Source organism: Acidithiobacillus ferridurans, from assembly GCF_003966655.1.
Lineage (GTDB): Bacteria > Pseudomonadota > Gammaproteobacteria > Acidithiobacillales > Acidithiobacillaceae > Acidithiobacillus > Acidithiobacillus ferridurans.
In genome coordinates, this window is the sequence record NZ_AP018795.1 from 110,610 (window position 1) to 122,567 (window position 11,958).

At 53.7% G+C, this 11,958-nt stretch carries 10 protein-coding genes and 3 pseudogenes; 7 read left to right on the forward strand and 6 right to left on the reverse strand.

Annotation, left to right across the window (positions count from 1 at the left end; translation table 11 throughout):
- The first annotated feature begins 357 nt into the window (after positions 1–357).
- The 5 genes from AFERRID_RS00490 to AFERRID_RS15075 all read left to right on the forward strand — a co-directional run bounded on the left by AFERRID_RS00490 (position 358) and on the right by AFERRID_RS15075 (position 3,765).
- Positions 358–1,326 carry an IS110 family RNA-guided transposase gene (locus AFERRID_RS00490; RefSeq protein WP_126604129.1) on the forward strand — a complete coding sequence of 323 codons (969 nt, stop codon included), beginning with the start codon at positions 358–360 and terminating at the stop codon, positions 1,324–1,326.
- 83 nt (positions 1,327–1,409) lie between these two features.
- On the forward strand, positions 1,410–2,762 hold the full coding sequence (locus AFERRID_RS00495) for an IS1182 family transposase (protein WP_126604130.1): 1,353 nt from the start codon (positions 1,410–1,412) through the stop codon (positions 2,760–2,762).
- 179 nt (positions 2,763–2,941) lie between these two features.
- Positions 2,942–3,229 carry a toxin-antitoxin system TumE family protein gene (locus tag AFERRID_RS00500; RefSeq protein ID WP_126604131.1) on the forward strand — a complete coding sequence of 96 codons (288 nt, stop codon included), beginning with the start codon at positions 2,942–2,944 and terminating at the stop codon, positions 3,227–3,229.
- Positions 3,211–3,567, forward strand: a complete 357-nt coding sequence (locus AFERRID_RS00505) for an HVO_A0114 family putative DNA-binding protein (RefSeq protein ID WP_083386395.1) — start codon at positions 3,211–3,213, stop codon at positions 3,565–3,567. Before AFERRID_RS00500 ends, AFERRID_RS00505 begins: the two co-directional genes overlap by 19 nt.
- Positions 3,568–3,588: 21 nt before the next feature.
- The gene (locus AFERRID_RS15075) at positions 3,589–3,765 is read left to right on the forward strand and encodes a hypothetical protein (RefSeq protein WP_172804386.1); all 177 of its coding nucleotides are present in this window, start codon (positions 3,589–3,591) and stop codon (positions 3,763–3,765) included.
- A gap of 385 nt (positions 3,766–4,150) precedes the next feature.
- Here AFERRID_RS15075 and AFERRID_RS00515 read toward each other — a convergent pair whose 3' ends face one another.
- The 6 genes and pseudogenes from AFERRID_RS00515 to AFERRID_RS16130 all read right to left on the reverse strand — a co-directional run bounded on the left by AFERRID_RS00515 (position 4,151) and on the right by AFERRID_RS16130 (position 9,999).
- Positions 4,151–5,854, reverse strand: coding sequence for an IS1634 family transposase (locus tag AFERRID_RS00515; protein WP_126604133.1), 1,704 nt, complete (start codon positions 5,852–5,854; stop codon positions 4,151–4,153).
- A 222-nt stretch (positions 5,855–6,076) separates the two neighbouring features.
- Positions 6,077–6,313, reverse strand: a pseudogene (locus tag AFERRID_RS00525) (transposase domain-containing protein); the annotation flags it as partial.
- A gap of 45 nt (positions 6,314–6,358) precedes the next feature.
- Positions 6,359–6,709 carry an IS66 family insertion sequence element accessory protein TnpB gene (tnpB, locus tag AFERRID_RS00530; protein ID WP_126604134.1) on the reverse strand — a complete coding sequence of 117 codons (351 nt, stop codon included), beginning with the start codon at positions 6,707–6,709 and terminating at the stop codon, positions 6,359–6,361.
- Entirely contained in the window at positions 6,700–7,029 is a 330-nt protein-coding gene (gene tnpA, locus AFERRID_RS00535; protein WP_126604135.1) for an IS66 family insertion sequence element accessory protein TnpA, read from the reverse strand. The genes tnpB and tnpA overlap by 10 nt, the downstream gene beginning before the upstream one ends.
- 180 nt (positions 7,030–7,209) lie before the next feature.
- Positions 7,210–8,583 (reverse strand): glutamate decarboxylase, encoded by a 1,374-nt coding sequence (locus tag AFERRID_RS00540; protein ID WP_126604136.1) that lies wholly within the window; start codon positions 8,581–8,583, stop codon positions 7,210–7,212.
- 61 nt (positions 8,584–8,644) lie between these two features.
- Positions 8,645–9,999: pseudogene (locus AFERRID_RS16130) on the reverse strand (amino acid permease).
- 194 nt (positions 10,000–10,193) lie between these two features.
- Here AFERRID_RS16130 and AFERRID_RS00550 point away from each other — a divergent pair.
- Positions 10,194–10,430: pseudogene (locus AFERRID_RS00550) on the forward strand (IS1634 family transposase); the annotation flags it as partial.
- A 989-nt stretch (positions 10,431–11,419) separates the two neighbouring features.
- Positions 11,420–11,821, forward strand: coding sequence for a hypothetical protein (locus tag AFERRID_RS00560; RefSeq protein ID WP_126604138.1), 402 nt, complete (start codon positions 11,420–11,422; stop codon positions 11,819–11,821).
- The last annotated feature ends 137 nt before the right edge of the window (positions 11,822–11,958 follow it).

An 11,958-nucleotide genomic window follows, 5' to 3' on the forward strand; every position in this document is an offset into this window, starting at 1 on the left:
CCCCCGGCGGCAGCCTGGGTTGTGGACGGCAAGCTGCGACGTGTCGCGTCTGGTCGTTACGCAGTATCGAGCCGTCCACAAGGCTGTGGAGTTTATGGGTAAGGCGGTGTCTCGGTATCTTATGTCTTGGAACCAGCCGTACAGGTTGGTACCCTTCGGTTGATCTCCGGAGCGAGGCAAGATAGATTCTTAGCAGCCTAAGGACTTGATCCTGTACGACAGATTAATCACTTGCCTCACCTTTGCCACCAGTTCGGACGGTATCCGAGGCCTGTTTAGCGCATGAGCCTGTACAGATAAGGTTGAACCGGCATTGCCCCTTGAGATCGACATCATTTCTTATGATTGGAGGCGGTTATGACGCACACTATTCTTCATGTCGGTATTGATCTCGCCAAGCGGAAATTCGATGTGGCCTTGCTGAATGCAGACGGTAAGTATCGCAGTAAAGTCTTCCCCAATACCCCACAAGGGTTTGATCTGTTACATGACTGGCTGAGCGAGCATGACGCGCTGGAAGCCCATCTTTGCATGGAAACAACGGGGGCTTACGGCCGTGACCTGGCCCGATTCCTCGCCTATCACAAGCTCTGGGTGAGCGTGGTCAATCCTGCCCAGATCCATGCCTTTGGCAAAACTGAACTGGTCCGTGCCAAGACGGATAAGGCCGATGCGCGTCTCATTGCCCGATATTGTAAAACCCATAATCCTGCTCAATGGATACCGCCTGCTGATGAAGTTGAAATACTTCAGGCGCTCGTTCAACGGCTTGATGATTTGCTAACGTTGCAGAACATGGAAAACAACCGCTTGGAGAATGCGGAGCTTCCCGCAGTGCCTTCCATACGTAAAATTCTGACGGTTGTCTGTCAGGAGATAGAGACCATTCGCCGGCAAATTCAGGAGCACATTGACGATCATCCAGACCTTCATTCGAAAAAGGAACTGCTTTTAAGCATCCCTGGCATCGGTGAGGCTACTATTGCCACGCTGCTAGCCTTTCTCAGCCCCTTTGAACGATTCGTGTCACCGAAACAGATGGTTGCTTATGCTGGACTGAATCCCAGAATTCGACAGTCTGGGCAATGGAATGGGAAGACTTCCATCGCCAAGACGGGCAATTCCCAGCTACGCAAGGCCCTTTATATGCCCGCCGTTTGTGCAAAACGCTTCAACCCCGTCGTTGCGGTCTTTTGTGAACGATTGCTCGCTCGTGGAAAGTGCCAAATGCAGGTGATTGTTGCCGCCATGCGTAAACTGCTGCATATCGTTTATGGAGTACTGAAATCTGGTCGGCCGTTCAGTTCTGAAATAGCGCTTGCATAGGGCCCATCAAGACAGCCTGTCGGGCTTTCACGGGCCAGCCTATTGATGTATAGTTATTTATAATTCAATATGATGAGTGAACGATGGCCCACTTTATCGACCCCGACCGCAAGACCAGTTATCTCCTGCCTCCGTCCATGGAGGACTGGTTACCCGAAGGGCATCTTGCCCGTTTTATCGTCGAGGTGATTGAGCAGCTGGACCTCTCCCGATTGGTTAAGCAATATGCTGGCCGAGGCTGTAAGGCCTATCATCCGGCAACATTGCTGGCGATTTTAGTCTACGGTTATGCCAACGGGGTGTTCTCCAGCCGCAAGCTGGAACAGGCCACCTATGATTCTGTAGCCTTCCGTTATCTCGCTGCAGGCGGCCATCCCGATCACGACACGCTGGCGAACTTCCGCCGCCGTTTCCTGGGTGAGCTGCAAAACCTGTTCGTACAGGTGCTGGAACTGGCACAAGAAATGAAGCTGCTGAGGGTTGGCCGGGTTTGCCTGGATGGCACCAAGATCCACGCCAACGCCTCCAAACATCAAGCCCTGTCCCACGGACATATCGAACAGATGGAGCGGCAACTGAAGGCCGAAGTGCGGGAATTGTTCGCGCTGGCAGAGCAAGCAGATCAGGCAGTCATTCCTGATGGCGTGAATCTGCCGGAGGAAATACGTCGCCGCGAAGACCGGCTGGTGGTGATGGCCGCCGCCAAGGCCAAGATTGCCGAATGGGTTCAATCCCGTTATGAAAAGGAAAAAATCCTTTACGACGAGAAAATGGCCCGCCGCGCTGAACGTGAAGCAACCGGCCAGAAACGTCTGGGCAAAGAACCCAAAGCACCCGATCCCGCCCCGAAAGCGCAGGATCAGATCAACCTCACCGATGAGGAATCCCGCATCATGCCGGTCTCGGGTGGCGGCTTTGAGCAGTCCTATAATACCCAGGCCGCCGTCGATGACCAGACCATGCTGGTGGTGGCCACGGGTGTCAGCCAGGCACCAAATGACAAAGAGCAGGTACTCCCCATGCTGGCGACGCTGCAAACCCAAGCTGCGGTATTGGGTCCCATAGAGACGCTCGTTGCCGACACTGGCTACTGCAGTGAAAAGAATGTCGAAGCGTGTGAGGCGCTGGGCATCACCCCCTTTATTGCCGTGGCCCGGGAAGATCACCATCCGGACTGGCGACAGCGGCATACCGAGCCTGAAGAATTGGCTGAAGATGCCACCCTGATGCAGGCCATGATTCATCGTCTGAAGACCCAGGCTGGCCGCAGCGTTTACCGGCTACGCAAGCAAACGGTAGAGCCCGTCTTCGGCATCATCAAATCGGTGATGGGGTTTCGGCAGTTCTCATTGCGCGGCCTGCGCCAGGTACAGGGGGAATGGAGCCTTGTTTGTCTGGCGTGGAATATAAAACGTATGGCCGTATTGCGCCTGTAGGGCAGGAAAATGAAGAAAATAGCAAAATATAGGGCAATAATGGGTAAAATCACCCAAAAAAGGTGTTTTCAAAAAAACCTGGGCGAAAATGGGCGGCAGTCGTGAGCTAAGCCCGACAGCTGCTAGGTGATGTGTTGTCATTATTGACATCGCCGCCACGGAATTACATGATAGCCTCCATGAAAGCCACCTTGATCACCAGCTTCAAGGATGTTGCGCCGAACGGCGATCTCATGGAGATGGTGGTGTGGCGCGTACCAAAGCCTGTGCCGCCATGTGGGCACAGCTTCAAGTACCGGCTGGTCTACGTGGTCAACGGCACAAGGGTGATCGGCTATGACAACGAGCGTGGCAAGGGCGACCATCGTCACGTCACCGGCGAGGAAAATGAATATACGTTCACCAGTGTGGACCAGTTGATTGAGGATTTCATCGCGGAGGTGGAACAATGGAAATGCGAACACTGACCATTACCGTACAACCGGACTGGAAAGCAGCCCTACGCGCTGCGGGTAAAGCTGCGCAGGCGGAAACCTACCAGGGGGAAACCCTGAACTTTGAATCGCCGGATGTGTTCCTGGGCCGACTGACCGCGCTACGATGGTCTCTGGTGCGTCAGATCATGAGTGCGGGGGAAGTATCCATCAGGGAGCTGGCCCGGCGGGTAGGCCGGGATGTGCGTCGCGTTCATGACGACGTGCTGGTGCTCGCCGAACTCGGACTGATAGAGCGCACGACCAGCGGCGGGGTGCGCTGCCCGTTCGCCGACATTCATGTGGATATGCACTTGCGCAAGGCGGGATAACGCGGTGACGGAGAAAGGAATATGACACGGCGCATGATTGTACAGACAACCGATCCTTATCAAATCCAAGAGGTCATTGAAAAGGATGGGCGGATTCATTGGGAGATTTTTGGTCCCTATGGATTTCTCAGTGATCATACATCGTTAGCTGATGCGGAAGCGAAGATAAAGGATCTCACCAAAGGTGTTACGCAGTAACGAGCCGTCTGCAAGACGGTAATCGGGCTGGTGCATGTGTGAGTACGGTCAAAGATATTGATGGCCTTGGATACGCTGATGGTCACGTAGCGTGAGGGGCTGGGGGTAAACCCCCTCGAAGAACTTGAACAAACGCGCCTGTTGGGGAGTGTCATTTTCCAGCCAAGAAAAGGACCCCGCCAGTGTGCCATAACCTTCTGCATGATCCCAAAATATTTCAGTTGTTGTACCGCGTTGATGAGGCCTTTGCCGAAGAAGCCAGGACCACCCGGTGTGGCTGTGGTGGGAAGTGGCATCGGGCAGACTACCCGCGCAAGCCCACCCGAGTTCGACAGTTGATCTCGCAACTAATTGATATCGCCAATAGAAATTTCAAAGCGCTCCACTACAACAGCGTCAGTTGCTGAGACGCGGCTGGTTTTTTTACCCGGAGGGCATGCAGAACCTCGCTTTGACATTTCTGGATGGAAGACACCCCGGATACGGGTGGGGCGCCATTGAGACGAACGCGGTGATGCTGAATGCGGCGGAGTTGCTCCAGGGCCCGTTCCGGCGTCAGCCCGGTGTGAGCAGCACGTAAACGACTGCGCATGACTCTATGCAGAATCAGCGCCATGAAACAAATCGCTGCGTGCGCCCGTATCCTGTCGGGCAGGCGGTGGTAGACCGGACCGATCTCCAGTTCGGATTTGAGCACCTTGAAGCCCCGCTCGATATCGGCGAGAGACTTGTAGCGCGCGACGATTTCTTCGGGGGATAGATCTTGCACATTGCTCACGAGCAGAAGCTTGCCATCCATGCGTTCCGCCAGCGTTCGTGCGCCCTCGTCGATATCGTAGCTAAACTGCTGTGCGGCCATATCGACTTGGATGATGCGCGACAAATGCGCCTCGCAGACGGCATGGTAGAAGCGTGCCTTGGCACCGCTGTCGGAGAGTTTGCGGCCCCGGTGTTTCTTGCCGTCGTCCTGATCATCCAGTTTGCCGGCCCACTGGTCGCCCTGGGTAATCAGCGCTTCGATCCGCGCGTTTCGTTTGGTGGTCTGGTCCGCCGCCGTAACCGGATTGTGGGCGATCACCAGCCGCAGGTCGTTCCAAGTGCGCTCGCCGATGACTTCTTCGGTGGCCGTGTTGCACAACTCCCGCTGGAAACTATCCAGCAGGGCGGCAAATTCATGATAACGTCGCCCGGGTACGGCCAGGATAAACTCCAGAGCCTGCCCGTTAGCCAGCCGGATCGCCTGCAACGCCTCCAGATTGTCCAGACTCAACAACCCGCGATCCGCGATGAGCACCAGGCGCCGCACTGTCGGAAAGCGCTCCAGCACTTTGCCCAGGGTCGGCAGCAGCGTTTTGGTCTCTGCGGTGTTGCCATCGAAGACCTCATGGTAGATCGGCAAACCCTCTGCAGTCTGCACGACCCCCAGCATGAACTGGCGAGCGATTAGAGCTTCCTTGGCCATCCCGAATTGCCGGACGTCCTGGGGAACCGTGACGAGGCCTTCACTGCGGATCGTGGTGAGGTCATAGAAGACCACGGACAGGTTCTGATCGATCAGGGGGCGCAACAGACCGGCTACCACAGCATCTACGGCACGTTGTTGCTCCATCAGGGCATCCATGCTGCGCAGGAGTTGCTGGTGGGTAATCGTTGTCACGGTGACATCCGGCAAGGCGACGGTTTCCACCCAGCGCAGTACGCCCAGTTTCGATTCGGGATCGCAGAGCCGGTTGAGGACCATCACCCGTATCAGAGCTTCCACATCGGTCGTATGGCGCGTCTTGCGGAATACCCGGCGCAGAGCCCCGAACCCCAGTTCCTTCCACAGTTCAGTCAGGGTCCAGACATCGCCAAAGGCACGCGCCGTTTCAAAAGCGATGGATGGTGAAGAAATCGTTGACGTCGGGGTGGGTACCTGGCCGCTGACCTTCATCAGGCCCTGAATCACGGCATTCAACTGACTGTCGACCTGATCCAGCCGCCCAAGTGTGGCGACGGTACGCTTTTTGACCTTTCCGGCATCATCCCGGTAGGACTCAACAAGCTGGACATAGCGGCGGCTGCCGGAGGTGGTTATCTTCACATGCATGCCGCCACTTTATCAGCGTTCATAGGCATGTCAATAAAAGAGCCTAAGTGATAAAACGTGCCACCACAGAAGTTTTAGAAAATAGGCGCTGAAACCCCTATGAATGCTGGGGCGACGTTACGAAATTGACGATTTTTGCCGATGAACTGTCGAACTCGGGAGCCCAGAGGCTGTTTACGGGGTTTCAGAATGCGGTACGCCTCGCGCTTCAGTTTCTGCTGCAGGAGAGAGTTTTTCCGAACTGCGACCGAATCGCCAGCGCTGCAGCTTGGCGATGGTGCTTTCCAGGCGGGCGATGGTTTCATCGCGCAGGGCGATAGCCAGTTCCTGTTGGGCGATATACCGGGCGCGTTCTGCCCATTCCGCTTCCTTTTCCTGTTGCGTCTGCAGCAGGCTCAGCACCAGAGCGCGCAGCGCTTCTGGCTCTGTAGGAATGGGGGTGGAAGTCCTTGGATTCATGGAAGAATAGTACCAGAAATGGGGTCTTTATACAAGCAATTCCAGTCACTTACAGCAGTGTAGGCGTGCATTTTTCAAGGGTCGGCAACGGGGTCCACGGCCCCCCTCCACCAGCATCGCCCACTGCGCGGCCGATAGCTCTACGGTGCCCGTATCGGCTCTGGGCCAGTGCAGTCGCCCCTGATCCAGGCGGCGGTAGATAAGCCAGAAACCCAAACCGTCCCAGAGCAAGAGCTTCAGACGGTCACCGCGGCGATTGCGGAAGACGAAGGCGTGGCCGCAAAAGGGATCCGCTGCCAGTACCCCCTGCACCTTGGCCGCCAGCCCATCAAAGCCCAGCCGCATATCCACGGGTGCTGCCGCCAGCCAGATGCGGCTGCCCGGACTCAACCACATGGGCTTTCGAGGACGCGCACCAAGGTTTGCAACCAGCCGGTATCCATCGGCCCCGTCAGTTTCAGACTGCGGCCCGACAACAGCATAATCTCTACCGGCGAAACAGACGGCCGGACCGGCGCCAGAGTGACTGGCAAAAACCCCTTGGTCTTATGGACTATTGGCCGCGGTTCTACCGCATCGGCAAATCGCTTGCGCCAGTAATGCAGCGTGGCTACGGCGAGCCCTTCCTGCGCACAGTAATTCTTGACGGAAAGACCGCTCGCCTGAAATCCATCTACTTGTTGCCGCCAATAAGCGGCCTTCTCGTTCTTCGTCATATCCACCCCTCCTCGCTGAACGCGGATCAGGATCGGTCAGGTCAGAAAGTTTGGGAAGGTGGGTTGCCTAAACGCTTACGCCCAGGGGTTGCCGCAGCCTTCAGGATGCAGTTTTTGCGTAAGGTACCCCGCCGGGTTATTGGCCACCCGAGTACGGAGATGATCATGCGTTGTCATTTTTTAATTGTGGTGGAAGTGCCCGTCGTCCTGACTTTTTTGTGTCGGTGGTGTCTGCTCCAGATCGGTGACGGCCTGTTTTAAATCCTTCAACAGCAAATCTGCCATATCCCGGGAAAACCCCTCGCGAATGACCATCCGTAATACGGCCAATTTCGTGGCGTCTTCCGGCAAGGTATAGGCTGGCACCTGCCAGCCACGCATCCGTAACTGTCGCGACAAGTCGAATACCGTGAAGCGTGAACTGTCTTTGAGCCGCATGGCGAACACCGGAATACTGCTACCGTCACTGAGCAGCACGAAGGGACCCATGCGGGCAATACTCCCAGAAAGCCACAAGGCCGTATCACGTAGATTACGCATAATCCGCGTGTAACCCGCGCGGCCTAAGCGCAGCAGGTTGTAGTACTGACCGATGATCTGATTGCCCGGACGTGAAAAATTGAGGGTAAAGGTGGGCATGTCTCCGCCCAGATAATTGACATGAAATACCAACTCCTCAGGCAGGTGGGCTTCGCCACGCCAGAGAGCCCAACCCACGCCCGGGTATACCAAACCATACTTATGGCCTGATGTGTTAATGGAAACGACATTAGGCAGACGAAAATCCCAAAGCAGATCCGGCTGCAAAAAAGGCGCGACAAAGCCTCCGCTGGCGGCATCCACGTGGATGGGCACCTGCAAACCGGTCTTCTGGTTGTGGACAACCAGTGCGTCATGTATTTCGGCAATAGGGTCGAATTCACCGGTAAAGGTCGTCCCCAACACCGTCACCACGCCAATGGTGTTTTCATCTACCAGTGCCAGCACTTCCTCTGATTTAAGGGTGTAACGATCCTCATGCATCGGGATATAGCGCGGCTCCACCTCCCAATAGCGACAGAACTTTTCCCAGACCACTTGCACACTGCGACCCATCACCAGATTGGGGGTGGCTGCCGATGCCCCTGCCTTCTCACGACGCTTACGCCAGTTCCACTTGAGCGCCATGCCGGCCAGCATGACCGCCTCACTGGAGCCTATGGCAGAAACACCCACCGGGTGTTCATCCGGATGCGCATTGAATAAACGGGCCAGCATATTTACACAGCGCGTTTCGATTTCCGCCGTCTGAGGATATTCATCTTTGTCGATCATGTTTTTATCGAAAGTTTCTGCCATGAGCTTTTCGGCTTCCGGCTCCATCCAGGTGGTAACGAAAGTGGCCAGGTTCAGGCGGGCATTACCATCCAGCATCAACTCGTCATGGATGAGCTGATAGGCGGTCTGGGCGGGCATCTCGTTGTCTGGCAGACGGTATTTAGGAATCGTATGGTCCATAGTGCGTGAACCATAAGCAGGAGTAAGATTGCTATCTTCGGTGAAGTGTTTAACCATGCAGTAACTCCTTAATTATACGATGGTGGCAGTACCTTGAAGACAGTGGGTGTTCAGCATTTCAGATGGACGCCTTCGCAGAAGGGAGGTGCCGGAAGCGATACAGCAGTAGTGGGCACAGGACCATGACCGCGAGAGATCCCAGTATGGCTGGGGCATAAATGCCTTCCCGCATATGTCCTGGCGGAATTAATCCAATGAAGAGACAGGTGAGTGATGTCAGAAAACCGGTACTGGCAACTAACCAAAGACCCCAATTGCGTCCCCCGGGTACACGATAAGGGCGCCGTACATCCGGATGGGTATAGCGTAGCCGTATAGCTGCTGTAAAAAGCAATAAATACATAAAGCAATACAACACCACCGCGAGTGAGGTAAGCAGCAGAAACGCCATGTTTACCGAAGGCATCACGAGAATGAGCAGGGCCACGGTGCTCATGAAAACAGCCTGAACCAGAAGCAGGTTGCGAGGAACCCCATGCTGGTTGGCTTCCTGAAATGATGTAGGCAAAATTCCAGTACGGGAAGCGGCCCATATTCCCTTGATAGGCCCCAAAATCCAGGTGCTTACCTGTCCAGCAGCGCCAAAAGCTATGAGTATGGCGGCGAAAGGCAACAACATGCCCAGATGCCATGCGGTAAATAGGTGTTGAAGTGCCTGTACCGTGCCGGACACCATATTTAGCCGGGTGGCAGGCACTACGATAGCGACCGCGAGTCCCCCAGCAGGGTAATGATAAAGCCGATGATGGCGGCAGCGAATACGGCAATGGGGTAATTGCGTTGCACGTTTTTGACTTCTCGGGCGTGCCCAGCGGATACCTCAATGCCCACCACCCCGAAAATGAAACTGAGAAAGAGTAAAAGATGGTGTTGCGGATTCAAAAGCGGCAACCAGTTGTCCGGGGTGAGCGCTAGGTTCAGATGAACAGGATGGTCAGTGATCACGTAAACAATGGCCATGACAATTAAAACCAAGCTGGGAACCAGCACCCCGCTGCTCAGGCATACCGCCGAAATGATGCCAGAAGCGCGGGTGCCTCGGAGATTCGCTAAGGTGGCAACCCAGTATACCAGGATGATCACGCTGAAAACGAACCAGCGGTTGCTAGCGAACTGCGGTGCAAAGGCGTAGCTCAGGCTTGCGGCAATATAAGCAAGAATAGATGCGATACCAAATACGCTCTGAACCCATTGCAGCCAGACCGCCGTAAAACCCCATTGCGTTCCATAGGCCTCTTCCACCCAGTGAAATACCCCATTTTTAGGCCATGTGGTGGCGAGTTCCGCAGCCACCAATGCTATGGGTACCAGGAAAGCAAACACAGTGACGATATTGAAAAAGATCATTTGCAGACCGGTAGCAGCCATCATTGGCATGTTGCGCAGAGTAAAGAAGAGCGCCGCAGTCATCATGGTGAGCGTCACGATCCCAAGGTTTTGGCCACTCGACGGCGTTGCCGGGGTGGCACTGCATATCAATGAAGGCTGTGAGTCTTGATCCACCAATGTAAACTCCTTGGTAGTGCCTGGATGAAAAGTGGCTTTCTATTCGGTAAGGCTATGCGTTAGTCTGTCGCTATAACATAGACGCCTTGATCTGGTCCAGCTGTTTCATGGCACTGATTCTACATTGGGTCATGCGCAGTCGTTTACGTGCGAGTTACACCGGACTGCGCCAGAACGGGCCTTTGGAGCAACCCCGCCGTATTCATCATCACCAGACTCGTCTCAACGGCGCCCCACCCGTATCAGGGGGTGTCTTCCATCCACGAGTGTCAAAGCGAGGTTCTGCATGCCATCCGGGTAAAAAACCAGATGCGTCTCAGCAACTGACGCTGTTGTAGCGGAGCGTTTCGATATTTCTATTAGTAACATCAATAAGTTGCAAGATTGCTGTCGAACGCTGGCGCCTCGGAAAGGTTCACTCCCTGTGAATTGACCAAAAATATGCTAACATTAAACTAATGGAGGAGCGTACGTTGGCACGGGCACGAGAGCCATAAGGTTTTCGTATATGATTGGGGGCGCAACAACGCTATAACTTATTAGACAACGTTTCACGTCTCCACAGAACAGGAGGGCATGAAAATGTCAAAGTCTGCAAGCAACGCAATAAATTATTTTTTAATTTTTAGTATCACTCCCATGGTTGCGTTAATCGTGTATATTTCATTCCAAGCATTTGGGATAACCATTAGCCTTATGTATGTCCTGTACATGCTGTTATTAATTCTTTTTATAAAGATCATTCTCGCTGGCGCGATTATTGGTGCTTCTAAAACAACCGGTCTCTCTCTATTTAAGGACCGTTGACACCAACCTTGCCTGAAAGACGAGGATTACTTTCTGTAGATAACGGCACACGGCAGCCTTTATTGTCGGTCGTTATCGCTATGAGAAACCTCGAATAGCGAAAGCTTTGCCATTTCCAGGAAGATTTTATGCGTTATCAATACATTTTGTTGGCGATTTATATGGTTTTTTAAATGTTTGCGGATTTTGGACGGGTTGCCCCCTACCAAGTCACTTCCTGTTTTGGCAAGCAGGTAAAGTGTCGCATGTTATAGGCCAGATTCTTCATCCTAATCTTGAAGCTGGTCATTTTTTGCTCGTCTGTAAAGATTTATGTCAACAGCAGGATATGCAGGCTGAAAGCTGAATGTGAGATGGACCGGGTTTCCATCATCTTGAGAAATATCAAAAATAGAGCCGTTATGCAGATTGTTGGAGAAAAGCTAATTATCATTTCTGGCAAGCATGCATCGCATTTCTGTTTCATGACCGCCGTAATTCTGACTGCTTATTTGTTGAATCACGTCAATCAAGGAGAGGAATGATGAAAATACCTGATTTCCGGAAAGAGGAATCTGTTCATAATAATCAAGCGGTCCTTTTCGCGTCGCCGGCGTTCGGATCGCGTGATCACACCGGTGCTGATTTATGGAGTGTCCAAAACCTGCGATGGCAAAAATTCCTGACACTACTTGCGACCGGCCTGCTTGTCACTGGTCTGGCTGGATGCTCTTCTTCCACACATGCAGGGCAGGGACCTTATTCTGGACATAACGCCACCTGGTTTGCGCGGGGCAAAAATGCGGATGCTTTACATACTCAAATGGTGTGGTGTGCCAAAAATAACCCACAAATGACGGTTTCCTCGTGCGCTGCAGCCAAAAAGGGATATACAATGATTGGTGGCCATTGGAATCAAAGTGTGATCGATATGCTCAAGTAACTATTGCAAGGCGTGTATCCACCCATTAGAGACGGCTACTGGTCGCAGGTGTCCCTGACAAAACCTGGAAAATTCTTTGCTACACTTCAAGGGGTGGGAATCGAGGTATTCACCACACAACGCCTGCGAGATGCAAT